15 protein-coding genes are annotated in these 13672 nt (G+C 70.7%); 7 read left to right on the top strand and 8 right to left on the bottom strand.

Translation table 11 applies throughout. The annotated features are described in order from the left end of the window. Positions 1–79 precede the first annotated feature (79 nt). The gene (locus tag ACRYCC_RS18770; RefSeq protein ID WP_433813718.1) at positions 80–832 is read left to right on the top strand and encodes a DUF427 domain-containing protein; all 753 of its coding nucleotides are present in this window, start codon (positions 80–82) and stop codon (positions 830–832) included. A gap of 80 nt (positions 833–912) precedes the next feature. Here the strand turns inward: ACRYCC_RS18770 and ACRYCC_RS18775 are convergent, their stop codons facing one another. After that, on the bottom strand, positions 913–1464 hold the full coding sequence (locus tag ACRYCC_RS18775) for a hypothetical protein (protein ID WP_433813720.1): 552 nt from the start codon (positions 1462–1464) through the stop codon (positions 913–915). A 155-nt stretch (positions 1465–1619) separates the two neighbouring features. Between ACRYCC_RS18775 and ACRYCC_RS18780 the strand changes: the two genes are divergently transcribed. Then, on the top strand, positions 1620–2252 hold the full coding sequence (locus tag ACRYCC_RS18780) for a trimeric intracellular cation channel family protein (protein WP_433813722.1): 633 nt from the start codon (positions 1620–1622) through the stop codon (positions 2250–2252). A gap of 25 nt (positions 2253–2277) precedes the next feature. Here ACRYCC_RS18780 and ACRYCC_RS18785 read toward each other — a convergent pair whose 3' ends face one another. The 4 genes from ACRYCC_RS18785 to ACRYCC_RS18800 form a co-directional block, all read right to left on the bottom strand. Further along, on the bottom strand, positions 2278–2445 hold the full coding sequence (locus ACRYCC_RS18785; RefSeq protein ID WP_433813724.1) for a hypothetical protein: 168 nt from the start codon (positions 2443–2445) through the stop codon (positions 2278–2280). A 102-nt stretch (positions 2446–2547) separates the two neighbouring features. Beyond that, entirely contained in the window at positions 2548–3966 is a 1419-nt protein-coding gene (locus ACRYCC_RS18790) for a sensor histidine kinase (protein WP_433813726.1), read from the bottom strand. A gap of 216 nt (positions 3967–4182) precedes the next feature. After that, a complete protein-coding gene (locus ACRYCC_RS18795; RefSeq protein ID WP_433813728.1) occupies positions 4183–4581 on the bottom strand; it encodes a hypothetical protein in 399 nt (132 codons plus the stop codon). A gap of 102 nt (positions 4582–4683) precedes the next feature. After that, entirely contained in the window at positions 4684–4983 is a 300-nt protein-coding gene (locus ACRYCC_RS18800; protein WP_433813730.1) for a DUF4333 domain-containing protein, read from the bottom strand. Positions 4984–5328: 345 nt separating this feature from the next. On the opposite strand from ACRYCC_RS18800, the gene ACRYCC_RS18805 reads away from it, so the two are divergent. Beyond that, positions 5329–6255: a metal-dependent hydrolase gene (locus tag ACRYCC_RS18805; protein WP_433813732.1), complete on the top strand. Its 927-nt coding sequence runs from the start codon at positions 5329–5331 to the stop codon at positions 6253–6255. Positions 6256–6337: 82 nt separating this feature from the next. Further along, the gene (gene fdhD / locus ACRYCC_RS18810; RefSeq protein ID WP_433813734.1) at positions 6338–7162 is read left to right on the top strand and encodes a formate dehydrogenase accessory sulfurtransferase FdhD; all 825 of its coding nucleotides are present in this window, start codon (positions 6338–6340) and stop codon (positions 7160–7162) included. Here fdhD and ACRYCC_RS18815 read toward each other — a convergent pair whose 3' ends face one another. Continuing rightward, positions 7163–7999, bottom strand: coding sequence for an SAM-dependent methyltransferase (locus ACRYCC_RS18815; protein WP_433813736.1), 837 nt, complete (start codon positions 7997–7999; stop codon positions 7163–7165). It abuts the gene before it with no gap. Positions 8000–8255: 256 nt separating this feature from the next. Here ACRYCC_RS18815 and ACRYCC_RS18820 point away from each other — a divergent pair, with 256 nt between their 5' ends. Next, entirely contained in the window at positions 8256–9809 is a 1554-nt protein-coding gene (locus ACRYCC_RS18820; protein ID WP_433813738.1) for an alkaline phosphatase D family protein, read from the top strand. 58 nt (positions 9810–9867) lie between these two features. Next, positions 9868–10647: a phosphatase PAP2 family protein gene (locus tag ACRYCC_RS18825; protein WP_433813740.1), complete on the top strand. Its 780-nt coding sequence runs from the start codon at positions 9868–9870 to the stop codon at positions 10645–10647. An 84-nt stretch (positions 10648–10731) separates the two neighbouring features. Here ACRYCC_RS18825 and yczE read toward each other — a convergent pair whose 3' ends face one another. After that, a complete protein-coding gene (yczE, locus tag ACRYCC_RS18830; RefSeq protein WP_433813742.1) occupies positions 10732–11361 on the bottom strand; it encodes a membrane protein YczE in 630 nt (209 codons plus the stop codon). Positions 11362–11477: 116 nt separating this feature from the next. Here yczE and yczR point away from each other — a divergent pair, with 116 nt between their 5' ends. Then, positions 11478–12920 carry a MocR-like transcription factor YczR gene (yczR, locus tag ACRYCC_RS18835; protein ID WP_433813744.1) on the top strand — a complete coding sequence of 481 codons (1443 nt, stop codon included), beginning with the start codon at positions 11478–11480 and terminating at the stop codon, positions 12918–12920. Positions 12921–12992: 72 nt separating this feature from the next. Here the strand turns inward: yczR and ACRYCC_RS18840 are convergent, their stop codons facing one another. Continuing rightward, positions 12993–13421 carry a CBS domain-containing protein gene (locus ACRYCC_RS18840; RefSeq protein WP_433813746.1) on the bottom strand — a complete coding sequence of 143 codons (429 nt, stop codon included), beginning with the start codon at positions 13419–13421 and terminating at the stop codon, positions 12993–12995. Between the last annotated feature and the right edge of the window lie 251 nt (positions 13422–13672).

Genomic DNA, 13672 nt, shown 5'->3' on the forward strand with positions numbered 1-13672 from the left:
ATCATGCAATCAATCGACGAACGACTGCATGATCACGGAGCCGTGAAATAGCCGTACGGGCGGAGACGTTGGTTCGTACATGAGCGCGAACCGCGGCAGCGTCCGGCTGGAACCCAGCGCCAAGCGAGTCAGGGTCTATCTCGGCGGCGAGGTGGTCGCCGACACCACCGCCCCGGTCCTGGTGTGGGAGATCCCCTACTACCCGGCGTACTACTTCCCCGCCGCGGACGTCCGGGAGGATCTGTTCACCCCCGACGGCGAGGCCAAGCACTCGCCGAGCCGGGGCGACGGCGCCCTCTACACCGTGAAGGCCGGTGGCAAGGAGGTCCGCGGGGCCGCGCTGCGCTACCACGACTCCCCCATCGAGGAGCTGCGCGGGCTGTTCCGCCTGGAGTGGGAGGCCTTCGACGGCTGGTTCGAGGAGGACGAGGAGGTCTTCGTCCACCCGCGCGACCCGTACAAGCGGGTGGACGTGCTGGCCTCCTCGCGGCGGGTGCGGGTGGAGGTCGACGGGGTGACGGTCGCGGAGTCCGGCAGCCCGCGGCTGCTGTTCGAGACCGGTTTGCCGGTCCGCTACTACCTGCCCAAGCCGCACGTGCGCATGGACCTGCTGGAGCCCACCGACACGGTCACGCACTGCCCGTACAAGGGCACGGCCGAGACCTGGGCGATCCGGGCCGGTGACCAGCTCCATCCCGACCTGGCCTGGTCGTACCGGGCGCCGCTGGCGGAGAGCCAGAAGGTGGCCGGGCTGGTCGCCTTCTACAACGAGAAGGTCGACATCTACGTGGACGGCGTCCTGCAGGAGCGCCCGCACTCGCACTTCAGCTGAGGAGAAGCGCTCGGGCCCGCGACCGGCCGAACCGAAATGGACCGGCCCCCGCGGGGGAGCCGGTCCACGTGTTCAGTACCTCAGTCCCGCAGGGACTTCGCCAGAGCCTCCGCGTGGCTCGTGCCTTCCGCACGCGCCCTTGCGTAGGAACCCAGGAGGCAATCCCTGGCAACGGCTTCCATCACCTCGAGGTGCGAGGCACCGCTCTCCCGGGCCTCCACGTAGAGGTTCAGGCGATTGTTCAACAGTCCGGCCCGAACGGCCTCCATGATCTCGGCGTGCGAGACACCGGCCTTGAGCGCATCGAGATAGACGTCGTCCCAGACGCCCTGTGCCCGCCGGGCTTCCATGAGTTCGGCGTGCGAGGCGCCGGCCTCGATCGTCTCGAGGTAAACGCGGATCCGGATGCCCTCCGCGCAGACCTCCAGGGATTCGGCATGCGGGATGCCGAAGCTCCGCGCCATGACGTAGCGCCCCATGTTGCAGTCCGCCGCATGAGCTTCCACGAGTTCGGCGTGGGAGGCACCGGCCGCCCGTCCCTCGAGGTAGCGCCCGATACCGGCCGCCACGGCCTCCTGGTGCTCTTCCTCGCTGACACCGTCCGGCAGTGTCGGCTTTCGGATCTCGTCCATGCGAGATTCCTTTCGTCAGATCTGGTTTGTGTGCCTGCAACCAGCACCGTCCGTGCACAGGCCGCCGAGGCAATGAGATCTCGTCAGCGGCACCTGCCCGCGCGCCGGTACGCCGGAGGGCCCGCGGCCTGCCAGAGTGCGGGCATGGGGGTTCCATGACGGTGTCGGGAGATCTGTTCCCGGACGTCCTCGATCTGACGGGCATCTTCGTCTTCGCGGTGTCGGGGGCGCTGGCCGCCGTGCGCAAACGGCTCGACGTGGTCGGCATGGTGGTGCTGGCCGAGACGACAGCGCTGGGCGGCGGCATCCTGCGCGACCTGGTGATCGGAGCGGTGCCGCCGACCGCCTTCACCAGCCTGCCGTACGTGCTCGTGCCGCTGCTCGCCACCGCCATCGTCTTCTTCTGGCACCCCCAGGTGACCCGGATCCTGCCGGCGATGATGGTGTTCGACGCGGCGGGGCTGGGCCTGTTCGGGGTCACCGGGACGCTCAAGGCACTGTCCTACGGGCTGTCGCCCGTGCACGCGGCGATGCTCGGGGTCTGCACGGCGGTCGGCGGCGGCATCCTGCGCGACATGCTGAGCGGGCAGATCCCGTCGGTGCTCTACGACCGGCAGTGGTACGCGCTTCCGGCGATGATCGGCTGCGCGACCATCGCCACGGCGGGGGCGCTGGAGGCGCACGGCCCGCTGGTCACCTCCGGCGCGGTGCTGCTGACGTTCGTGCTGCGGATGCTGGCCATGCGCTACGACTGGCGGACCCCCCGCCCCCGCGGCATCAGGGACTGAGGGGGACCCGATGCCGGCGCATCGGTCAGGCGCGCCAGAACCTGAAGACCACGATCACCCTGACGGCCTTCCACCGCCCCGACTTCACCGCCTTGGAGAAGCCGGCGTATGCGGTGAACCGGCCGTACTTCTTGGCGATGAGGACCCATTGCCCGGACTCTGGATCGAGGCCCTCGAGCCTGTAGGGGTACATGCGGGCAGGCTAGAACATCGGGCTCCGGCGCCGCCCTTGCTCGAGGAGGGCCACCGCCCGAGGTGACGGTCACCACGGCCTCGCGGGAGGCGCCGCCCGCGGTCACCCTTCCGGCGAGCGATCGGCCTTTTGAAGATCGTGCTCTACGGCCGGCCCGCAAGGCGCTGCGCCGTCGCCGGCCGAGGGCACGTCGCACCGGGGCAGGCGCAGGACGAAGCGGGCTCCCCGCTCGCTGTCCTCAATGGTCAGCGTGCCGCGGTGCACTTCGGCGATCTCCCGGGCGATGGCCAATCCCAGCCCGAAGCCCCCGGCCTCCCGGTCACGGGCGGTGTCGAGCCGGGTGAAGCGCTCGAAGACCACCTTTCGTGCCTCGGGGGCGATCCCGGGGCCGTCGTCGGCCACCTCCATGATCGCCGACGATCCGTCGGCGCGCACCGAGACCATGATCTGCGAGCGGGCATGGCGTTCGGCGTTGTCCATCAGGTTGGCCAGCAGACGGCTCATGCGCAGCGGGTCGCACTGGGCGAACACCCCCTTCTGCAGCCGCCTGACGACGTTCACCGGGGAGGAACGGCGATCCAGATCGGACTCCACCAGCCGGGCCAGGTCGGTCCGTTCGGTGGTGAGCGAGGGGCCCGCGTCCAGCCGGGCGAGGAACAGCAGCTCGGTGACGAGCAACTGAAGCCGGTCCACGGCCGCGAGCACCGCCTGCCCCACCTCGGGCCAGTCGGTGTCGTCCGGGTACATCAGCGCCTCCTCCACCTGGGCCCGCATGGCGGTGAGCGGGCTGCGGACCTCGTGTGAGGCATCGGAGGTGAAGCGCCGTAGCTGGCTGCAGGCGGCCGCCAGCCGGTCCAGCGCGGCGTTGACGCTCGTCGCCAGCATCCTGATCTCATCCCGGTTCCTGGGCACCGGGACGACCCGGCGGCCGGCCAGGCCGGCGACCGTGATCTCGTCCATCTGGGCCCGGATGGCGTTCACCGGCGCCAGCGTCCTGCCGACCACGTGATAGCCGCCCACCGACATCAGCACGATGAGCAGCAACGACCCGGCGGCCAGGGAGAACGCCAGGGTGGAGTTGGCGTACCAGGGGTTCACCGGAATCGCGGCGTACATCAGCCAGGGCCCGTCCGGCCGGAAGAGCTTGTACGCCAGGACGGCCATGCAGCCCTCGAGACCGGCGGGCGGGCACAGGGTCCGCTTGGCGCGCACCTGCGTCGGGGCCGGTACGAAGGTCGCCATCGGCGGCCTGCCGGCGAGCTGCGGGGTCGCCGAGACGACCCTTCCCTGGGGGTTCAGCACCTGGACCGCCTCGTCACCGCTCCGCACCAGCGTGCTGGGGAGCGCGCCCTGCTTGAAGTGGTACTGCACCTGGTCCATGGCCGCCATGATCTGGTTCTGTCCGTGACGGGAGTTGCCGTCGCGCACGGCGACCACCACGAACACGCTCACGACGAGGCAGAACAGCGCGGCGAAGGTGCCGGCCAGCAACGCGATCCGGACCCGTAAAGACTGATTCATGCTGGGCACCCGACCTCAGGGAAAGAACGTCATGAGCTCTTCCCAGCATGGTCTGATACCAGGTCAAAACAGGCTCACGTCGCGGCAAATACGGGCCACGACCGGCAGGCGGTCCGGCGAAGGAGACCGGCCCCCGCTCTCGAAGAGAGCGGAAGCCGGTCCCGGCGTTCATCCATCGGCTCCGGTCAAGAGCCGAGGCGCAGGTGATTCAGCCCGTCATTTCGGGAATTCGACCCAGATGATCCTTGCGCCCTCCACCGGTCCATTCTCTGCGACAGCGTAGGTACCGCAGGGATAGAGCAGGATCAGAGCCGCCGCCCGAGCAACCCACGTCCGCAAGTAGGCCATCTTGGCGTACACCTCAAGGCGCAGCGAGGTGTCCGTCGCGACGAGGACGGTGTGACAGGGCAGCAGGTCGTCCTGTGAAGCGACGCTCACGAACCTCTTGGCGACTTTCACCGCGGGAGAGGAGAGGTGACTCTCCAGCTCCTTCCGGATGAATTCGTGAGTCACCACACCGCTGCGGAACGGCGGCATCAACATGGACACGAAGTTGACGAGGACCGTCGTCGTCCCGTCTGCGACGAGTCGCGTCCAGGTGGGGAGCGCTTTCATGCGACACCCCTTTCTCTTGTTTGTATTTCGCGGTCTCCACCGCAGCCTGGACCGTCCGCCCGCCGCAGGACGTGGCAAGATCTCCGGGACCCTGGGTCCCGGTCAGACCGTCTTCAGCTTGAAGTTGACCGTGTCACCGCTGATCGAGGTCACCTCCACCACGACCTTGCGGGAGGCGCCGCCGGCGGTCACCATCGTGCACTCCATCGTGGCGCCGTCCTCGCCCTTCAGGTCTCCGGGGCAGCTGACGGACTGCGGCGCGCCGCCGAGCTGCGGGCCCAGCTTGTCGCTGATCGTCTGCTCGACCTTGCCCTTGTCGACGCTCTTGTCCCCGACGCTGAAACTGCAGCCGGTCGCCAGCGCCAGCGTGAGCGCGGCGGGCACCAAAATGATCTTCCACATGTCGTTCTTCCCCTCGGAGCACACGGCCGGGCCCACCGCCGGGTCCCAGAGCGGATCGCTTGAGGGCGGGGGGTCGTTGCCTGTCGTGATATGCCCCGATGCTCCGCCGGCTCTCGTCCCGGGCACCAGTGGCAACCGTCCCGGCCACAAGAGGACAGCGGCCGGGACGTCGGGCCCGCTGGCAGAGCACACGGCGGAGTTATGAGACGAACGGCCAATCGAGGTCAGAAGTTGTTGGGAAATACTCTATTTTGAGGGGCCTTGGCACGCCATAGTGCCTGCTGGGACACGGCTGACATCGGTCGGCCCCTGCGGCACATGGCGACACGGATCCGAGGGAGATCGATGGACGAGGGGCAGACGCAGGACGGGCGGGTACTCGACATCGACGAGCGGCATCCGCCGATCAAGGCGCGCCGGGTCTCGTTCGACTGGGAGAAGACTCCGCTGCACTGGATTCCCGGGGACCCGGTGGGCACCCATCTGATCAACTCTTTCCACATCGTGCTGCCCGCGGGCGAACGGTGGTTCATCCAGTGCGTCAAGGACGCCCTGCCCGAGGTCACCGACCCGAAGCTGAGGGAGGAGATCAAGGGCTTCATCGGCCAGGAGATGGTGCACGCCCGCTCCCACCAGGGGGTCCTGGACAACCTGCTGGAGACCAACGGGATCGACACCCGCAAGATCACCGACCAGATGAACAAGGGCAACGACGAGCGCCCCGGCCAGCGCGCGAAGATGTCGCCCCGCAAGGCCCGCCGGCTGCTGATGTTCGAACTGGCGGCGGTCGCCTCCATCGAGCACTACACGGCGGTGCTCGGTGAGTGGATCATGGGGGCGAAGGACCTCGATGCGGCCGGCGTGGACCCGACCATGCTGGACCTGCTGCGCTGGCACGGCGCCGAGGAGGTCGAGCACCGCTCGGTCGTCTTCGACGTCTACCAGCACCTCGGCGGCCGTTACCCCACGCGGGTCGTGGCCTGGGGGGTCTCGCTGTTCTTCCTCTACTGGGCGCTGCTCGGCGGCGGCTACTACCTGGTCACCCAGGACAGCACGATCAAGGGCAAGATGACCAAGCTGCGGTTCCTGCGCGAATACCGCAGGTCGGTCCGCAAGGGCCATGTGCCCGGGGTCTTCCGGATGCTGCTCGGCGAGGCGCCGATCTATCTCAGGCCCGGCCACCACCCGTCGAAGGTGCTCTCCACCCAGAAGGCCCTCGACTACCTGATGACCTCACCGGCGGCCATCGCCGGCGGGTACGACCCGTACTGATCCCGGGGTCCCCGCGGCGGGCCGGGGGCAGGCGGTGCGGCGGCACGCCCGGATGCCGATCCGGGCGGCATAAGCTCGGGCCATGGGCAGGGTGACTGTACGGCGGCGGGTGCTGCGCATCGACGGGACCGCGCGGCGGAACGAACGGCCGGACACGCTGGCGGCGGAGGAGCCGCTGGAGATCCGGGTCGCCGGGCGCCCGCTGACGGTCACCATGCGCACCCCGGGCAACGACTTCGACCTCGTGGCGGGCTTCCTCACTGCGGAGGGCGTCGTCGGCGCCGCCGCGGACCTCACCGCCATGCGGGTCTGCGCGGACACCGGGGAGGCCAGCGAGCCCACCTACAACGTCGTGGACGTGTCCCTGGCCGACGGGGTCGCGCCCCCGGACGGCTCGGCGGAGCGCGCCTTCTACACCACCAGCGCCTGCGGCGTCTGCGGCAAGACGAGCATCGACGCGCTCCGGCACCGCGCCCCCTACGACCTGCAGGCCGACCGCGTACGGCTCGATCCGAAGGTGCTGGCGGGCCTGCCGGACACGCTCCGCGAGGCACAGCGGGTGTTCGACCGGACCGGCGGGCTGCACGCGGCGGGGCTGTTCGACGACCAGGGCGCGCTGCTGGCGGTGCGCGAGGACGTCGGGCGGCACAACGCCGTCGACAAGATCGTGGGCTGGGCGCTGCGCGAGGACCTGCTGCCGCTGACCGGGAAGGTGCTCATGGTCAGCGGACGGGCGTCGTTCGAGCTGGTCCAGAAGGCGGTGATCGCCGGGATCCCCGCGCTGTGCGCGGTGTCGGCGCCGTCGTCGCTGGCGGTGGACCTGGCCGCGGAGTCCGGGCTGACGCTGGTGGGATTCCTGCGGGGCACGTCGATGAACGTCTACACCGGGGCCGCCCGGCTGACGTGATCAGTCCTTGCGCCCCATCACCGCGACCATCTGGCTGTGCAGCGGATGCTCCAGCGGCCCCGCGGGCGCGTCGGGACGCCAGGCGGTCACATGCGCCACCCCGGGCTCCAGGACCGTCAGCCCGGCCATGAAGCCCTCGATCTCGGCGACGCTGCGGAAGTAGGAGCCGCCGAGACCCTGCTGGAGGATCTTCTTGGCCTCCTCCACCCGCGGGTCGTCGCCGGAGTCGTGCAGGTGGGTGAGCATGAAGTGGCTGCCGGGGGCCACGAACTCGTGCAGGCTCTGGACGACGCCGCGCGGATCCCGCTCGTCCGGCACGTGGTGGATGATCGCGGCGAGGATGACCCCGACCGGCTCGGAGAGGTCGATCAACTCGGTGAGCACCGACTCGGAGAAGATCTTCTCCGGCTCGTAGAGGTCGGCCTGGATGACGGCGGCGACCCCCTCCTCGGCGAGCAGCGCCCGGCCGTGCGCCAGGACGATCGGGTCGTTGTCCACGTAGACCACCCGGGCGTCCGCGATCGAGTCCTTGGCGAACTGGTGGACGTTGCTGGAGGTGGGCAGGCCCGAGCCGAGGTCGATGAACTGCCGGATGCCGAGCTCGCCGGCCAGGTAACGCACCGCGCGCTCGATGGCCGTGCGGTTGCCGCGCGCGACCACGGACGCCTCGGGCACGAGTTGCAGCACCATGTCGGCCACCTGCCGGTCGACGGCGAAATTGTCCTTGCCGCCGAGGAAGTAGTCGTAGACGCGGGCGAAGCTCGGCGTGGAGATGTCGATGCCCGCCACCGGCGCCTCTTCGTCCGGGCCACCCTGCATCCACTCGTTGTCCGGCACGCCGAACCATCTCCCTGTCTCTCGCGGAACCGCCTTTCCGGCGGAGGGACATTACGCGAGCGTAACCTACCGGGACATCTCAGACCCTGCGTCCGGCGCGCATTCCGCGCCTCTCCGGTCGCCTTTCGGTTAAGGATGACCAAAGCCCGGCTCCGCTCTCCCGTGTCCGCCTCCGCGACGGCGAGCGCGGACGCCAGTGTCGTCTCCTGTGGATCGCAGGACCTTTCTCTCCAGTCTCTCCGGCACCGGTCTGATCATGGGTACGGGACCGTACCTGTCCCGGCCGGCGCGCCTCGCGCGCTTCCCCGCCCACCCCTTCCAGCTCGGGGTGGCCTCCGGTGACCCGACGCCGGACGGGGTCGTGCTGTGGACCAGGCTGGCGCCCATGCCGCTCCATCCGGACCCGGCGGCCCCGGGAGGCATGGCACCGCAGGCGGTCCCGGTGCGCTGGGAGGTCGCGGCGGACGAGAGGTTCGGTGAGGTCGTCCGGCGGGGCGAGACGATCGCCCGGCCCGAGCTCGCCCACAGCGTGCACGTGGAGGTCGGCGGGCTGCGGCCCGGCCGCGACTACTTCTACCGGTTCCTGACCGGCGGCGACGTCAGCGCGGTGGGCCGCACCCGGACCGCTCCGGAGCGGTCCGTGCAGCAGGTGCGGTACGCCTTCGTCTCCTGCCAGATGTACGAGCACGGGTTCTTCACCGCCTACCGGCACCTGGCCGCCGAGGACCTCGACGTCGTCCTGCATCTGGGCGACTACATCTACGAGTACGGCGCCGCCGAACATCCGCCCGCGCTCGGCGGGGACGCCCGCGGCCACGGCCAGGGACCGGCGGTGGACCTGACCGGCTACCGGCTGCGGCACGCGCTGTACCGCCTCGACCCGGACCTGCAGGCGGCCCACGCCGCCGCGCCGTGGATCGTGACCTGGGACGACCACGACGTCGCCAACAACTACCTCGACCGCGGCGACCCGGTGGGCTTCGCGGCCCGGCGGGCCGCCGCCTACCAGGCCTACTACGAACACCTGCCGCTGCGGGCGTCGGCGCTGCCACGGGGGCCGCAGATGCGGCTGTTCCGCCGGCTGGGCTACGGGGACCTGATGGACCTGCACGTGCTGGACACCCGTCAGTACCGCAACGCGCCGCCGGTCCCCGGCGGCGCCACGGTCCCCGGGCCGGAACGGCACGACCCGGCCCGTTCCATCCTCGGTGACGTGCAGGAGAACTGGCTGGCCGACGGGCTCACCCGGTCGCGGGCACGCTGGCAGATCATCGCCCAGCAGGTCTTCTTCTCCCCGCGGGCCTTTCCTCCCGCGGACCAGGTGCAGCTCGACTCCTGGGACGGCTACCCGGCCAACCGCGCCCGGCTGCTGAGGACCCTCGCGGAGCGGCGCATCCGCCCGGTCGTGCTCACCGGGGACGTCCACTCCAACTGGGCGGCCGACCTGAAGTCCGACTTCGGCGACCCCGAGTCGGCGACCGTCGGCGCGGAGCTGGTGGGCACGTCGATCAGCAGCGGCGGCAACGGCTCCGACACGCACACCGACACCGAGATCATCCTCGCGCAGAACCCGCATCTGAGGTTCTTCGACAACCACCGCGGCTACGTCCGGTGCACGGTGACGCCGGACCATCTGAGGGCCGACTTCCGCGTGGTCCCCTACGTCAGTCTCCCCGGCGCCCCGGTCTTCACCCGGGCCTCCTTCCAGCTCGACGCCGGGAGGCCCGGGTTGCGGCAGGTGCTGGACCGGGCCCCGTCCCCGGCCGAGCGCGTCGCCGAGCCGACGCCGGAGGCGGCCGCCGAGGGGTGAGCGGACGTGATGTACTACACAACGGTAGAACCCGATGTCGGCGGGTAGGGGGGCCTGCATGTCCTCCCTGTCCCTTCCCCGATTCGGCCGCGACGGCAAGCTGGGCATGCGGCTGGGCCTGGCCTCCGCGGCGGTGTTCATCGTCGCGGTGCCCTTCACGGCGCTGCTGGCCCTCGTCGACACCCACTGGGAGCCGCTGCGCCGCCTGGACGACGACGCCACCGCGTCACTGCACTCCTACGTGCTGCAGCACCCCGGCCTGGTGAGTCCCCTGCGGGCCTCGTCCTACCTCTTCCACCCCTGGCTGTTCCGGGGGGTCATCCTGGCGATGGCCGGATGGCTGGCCTACCGCGGCGCCCGGCGGCTGGCTTTGTGGGCGGCCAGCACCGTCGTCGCCGGCGGCCTCATCGGCCTCGCCGTCAAGGTGCTCGTCGGCCGGTCCCGGCCCAGGCTCCTGGACGCCATCGCGCACGCCCCCGGCGGGTCCTTCCCCTCCGGTCACGCGATGACGGCCGCGCTGGGCTGCGCCATGATCGTGCTGATCCTGCTCCCGCTGCTGCCCGGCGCTCGCCGATGGCTGGCCTGGGGGGCCGCCACGGTGATCACCCTCGTGGCGGGGGCCTGCCGGGTGGCCCTCGGCGTGCACTACCTCAGCGACGTGGTCGCCGGCTGGATCCTGGGCGCGGCGATCGTGCTGGCCACCACGGCGGCGTTCGAGGCGTGGCGCCGGGAGGAGGGGCGTCCCCCGGTCTCGCCCGCCGCGGAGGGCATCGAGCCGGAGGCCGCCGCGCAGATCTCGGCGACCGGCGACCCCCACGACGCCCCCGAGGGCACCTGATCCGCGGCAGGGCCGGCGTTCCCGGCGGCACGGAGCCAGCACCGGCCGGCTCACGGCCGCGGCGCCCACGGGCCGGCGCCACCGCTAGGGGACGGCCGGTTCCAGCTCGGGCTCCGGTCTCGGGGCTGGCGCCGGCCGCTTGATCGCCAGGAGCGGGATGAAGAAGTGCGACAGCGGGCCGATGGCCACGGCGTACAGCAGGGTGCCCACCCCGACCGTGCCACCGAGCAGCCAGCCCGCGACGAGCACCGTGAGCTCGATGCCGGTGCGCACCACCCTGATCGAGTGCCCCCGGGCCGCCAGCCCCGTCATCAGCCCGTCCCGCGGGCCCGGGCCGAGCCCGGCGCCAATGTACAGCCCGGTGGCGAACCCGCCGACCAGGATCGCGGCGACCAGGTAACCCCAGCGCAGCGGCAGGCCGGCCGGATGCGGCAGCACGGCCAGGAAGACGTCGGCGAACACCCCCACCAGCAGGGCGTTGCTGATCGTGCCGACCCCCGGCCGCTGGCGCAGCGGGATCCACAGCAGCATGGCCAGGACGCCCACGATGACGATCCAGGTGCCGATCGACAGCCCGAACCGCCGCGACAGCCCCTGGTGGAAGACGTCCCAGGGGTCGTTGCCCAGGGTCGATGACACCTGGAGCGCGATGCCCAGTCCGTACAGGGCCAGTCCGGTGTAGAGCTGCACCAACCGGCGCACCAACAGGGCCATTGCGGCGTCCTCTCGCGTTGTCGTCTGCCGAGCCTCACGGCGAAGCCCACCAGACCCCTCTATATAGCCCGAAAGTGGCCTTGAAGTTGTATAGCCAATCTGGAAAAGTGGCTTTCATGACCGCACGACACATCAGTGGTCCTCAGCTGGGCCGGCTCCTCCAGGACGTCCCGGCCGAGCGTCCCTACTACGCGGCGCTGGCCAGGGCGGTGCGCGGGCTGGTGCTGGAGGGGCGGCTGCCGCTGCGGGTCCGGCTGCCCGCCGAGCGCGACCTGGCCGCGGTGCTGGGCGTCAGCCGGACCACCGTCACCGCCGTGTACGACGCACTGCGGGCGGAGGGCTTCATCGAGAGCCGGCAGGGCGCGGGCAGCTGGACCACGCTCCCGCCGAGCCCCATGACCGCGCCGGACGCCGGCCGGTTCGGAACGGCGCACGCGCTCACCGGGCCGCAGGACATCGACCTCGGCTGTGCCGCCCCGGGCGCTCCGCAGATCTTCGAGGAGGCCGTCGCCGCGGCGGTCGCCGAGCTGCCCCGCTACAGCTCAGGCCCCGGATACGAGCCCGCCGGGCTGGTCCCGCTGCGCGAGTCCATCGCCGGGCGCTACACCGAGCGCGGCCTGCCCACGCGGCCCGACCAGATCGTGGTCACCACGGGCGGCCAGCACGCGCTCACCCTGCTGACGCAGACCCTGGTGAACCCCGGCGACGCGGTGCTGCTGGAGTCACCGACCTACCCGCACGCCCTCGACGCCGTCCGCCGCCGGGGCGCCCGCCTGGTCCCCGCCGGGGTCAACGCCGGCTGGGACATCGAGCTGGTGGCCAGCAGCCTGCGGCAGGCCGCCGTCCGGCTGGCCTACACCATCCCCGATTTCCAGAACCCGACCGGCCACCTCATGAGCGCCGCCGACCGCGCCGCCCTGGTCGCCGCCGCCCGCGGCGCGGACTGCTACGTCGTGGCCGACGAGACCTTCGCCGAGCTGGCCATCGACCCGCCCGAGGTCCCCCCGCCGCTGGCCGCCTACGACACCGGCGGGCGGGTGATCAGCGTCGGCTCCGCGGGCAAGCTGTTCTGGGGCGGGCTGCGGATCGGCTGGATCCGGACCACGTCGCCGATCGCCCGCCGGCTGACCATCGCCCGGGAGTCCATCGACATCGCCAGCCCGGTGCTCGATCAGCTGATCGTGCGAGAGCTGCTGGAGCGGGTCGGCGAGGTCCGGGCGGAGCGCTCGCGGCAGCTCGCGGAGAGCCGTGACGCGCTGGCCGGGGCGCTGCGCGCGACCCTGCCGGACTGGGGGTTCAGGCTGCCGCAGGGCGGGATGTCGCTGTGGGCGCGGCTGCCCGCGCCGGTCGCGGTCCCGCTCGCCGAGACGGCGCTCCGGCGGGGGGTGCGGATCGTGCCCGGCCCCGCGTTCGGCACCGACGGGGTGCTCGACGACTACGTGCGGCTGCCGTTCGTGCTGCCGCCCGCGGTGCTGCGGGACGCCGTCGGACGGCTCGGCGCCGCCTACCAGGACCTCGAGAGCGCCCCGCCGGCCCGGCTGCTGCCCACCTACGTCTGAACGAGCTGTCTGAGCAGCGCGTCTCAGCGGCGTCCCGCGCCCGAGGCGCTCTGGCTGCCGGACCGGCCGCGATCAGCTCTGGATGTAGCCGACCAGCTGCTCGCGCTCGGTCTCGAGCTCGTCGATGGCGCTCTTGACGACGTCGCCGATACTGACGATGCCGACCAGCTTGCCGTCCGCCACGACCGGCAGGTGCCGGATGCGGTGCTCGGTCATGATCCGCCGGAGGTCGGCGACCATGTCGTTCAGGCCGCAGGTGCGGACCGTCGTGGTCATGATCTCCGAGACCTGCCCGGTGAGCAGCTCGGCTCCGCGTTCGTGCATGCGCCGTACGACATCCCGCTCCGAGGCGATACCGTCGATCGCATCGCCGTCCGCGGAGACCACGACGGCACCGATGTTGTGCTCGGCCAGCGTGGCGAGGAGCTCGCGGACCGTGCTGTCGGGACGCACTGTCGCCACCGCATCCCCTTTGCCCCGCAGAATGTCACGAATCCGCATGCATCACGCTCCAAGGTCGCCGCGTCGCCAAGAGCAGGCTCTGTCCTGCCAAGGTCGCACGTCTGACCCGTGACGAACAGATACCAAGGCAAGGCTTTGCAAGTTTCTGCCCATGTATAGATCTCCTATATCGGTCAGAACGGTCCAAAGGCGGTTAGCTCATATCGGGATGTTGGTGACGAACGTTGTTTTCCGTCATCGCGGGGTCGTATCCCCGGTCAGTGGACCACCGGAGCGGTGCCGGTCCGGCC

The sequence above is a fragment of the Actinomadura scrupuli genome (assembly GCF_050971785.1).
Taxonomy (GTDB): Bacteria; Actinomycetota; Actinomycetes; order Streptosporangiales; family Streptosporangiaceae; genus Actinomadura_E; species Actinomadura_E scrupuli.

What these genes read in the sequence shown, in the direction of transcription:
- ACRYCC_RS18770 (WP_433813718.1), top strand. Translation starts at nt 80, where the DNA reads ATGAGCGCGAACCGCGGCAGCGTCCGGCTGGAACCCAGCGCCAAGCGA.
- ACRYCC_RS18775 (WP_433813720.1), bottom strand. Translation starts at nt 1,464, where the DNA reads ATGGACGAGATCCGAAAGCCGACACTGCCGGACGGTGTCAGCGAGGAA.
- ACRYCC_RS18780 (WP_433813722.1), top strand. Translation starts at nt 1,620, where the DNA reads ATGACGGTGTCGGGAGATCTGTTCCCGGACGTCCTCGATCTGACGGGC.
- ACRYCC_RS18785 (WP_433813724.1), bottom strand. Translation starts at nt 2,445, where the DNA reads ATGTACCCCTACAGGCTCGAGGGCCTCGATCCAGAGTCCGGGCAATGG.
- ACRYCC_RS18790 (WP_433813726.1), bottom strand. Translation starts at nt 3,966, where the DNA reads ATGAATCAGTCTTTACGGGTCCGGATCGCGTTGCTGGCCGGCACCTTC.
- ACRYCC_RS18795 (WP_433813728.1), bottom strand. Translation starts at nt 4,581, where the DNA reads ATGAAAGCGCTCCCCACCTGGACGCGACTCGTCGCAGACGGGACGACG.
- ACRYCC_RS18800 (WP_433813730.1), bottom strand. Translation starts at nt 4,983, where the DNA reads ATGTGGAAGATCATTTTGGTGCCCGCCGCGCTCACGCTGGCGCTGGCG.
- ACRYCC_RS18805 (WP_433813732.1), top strand. Translation starts at nt 5,329, where the DNA reads ATGGACGAGGGGCAGACGCAGGACGGGCGGGTACTCGACATCGACGAG.
- fdhD (WP_433813734.1), top strand. Translation starts at nt 6,338, where the DNA reads ATGGGCAGGGTGACTGTACGGCGGCGGGTGCTGCGCATCGACGGGACC.
- ACRYCC_RS18820 (WP_433813738.1), top strand. Translation starts at nt 8,256, where the DNA reads ATGGGTACGGGACCGTACCTGTCCCGGCCGGCGCGCCTCGCGCGCTTC.
- ACRYCC_RS18825 (WP_433813740.1), top strand. Translation starts at nt 9,868, where the DNA reads ATGTCCTCCCTGTCCCTTCCCCGATTCGGCCGCGACGGCAAGCTGGGC.
- yczE (WP_433813742.1), bottom strand. Translation starts at nt 11,361, where the DNA reads ATGGCCCTGTTGGTGCGCCGGTTGGTGCAGCTCTACACCGGACTGGCC.
- yczR (WP_433813744.1), top strand. Translation starts at nt 11,478, where the DNA reads ATGACCGCACGACACATCAGTGGTCCTCAGCTGGGCCGGCTCCTCCAG.
- ACRYCC_RS18840 (WP_433813746.1), bottom strand. Translation starts at nt 13,421, where the DNA reads ATGCGGATTCGTGACATTCTGCGGGGCAAAGGGGATGCGGTGGCGACA.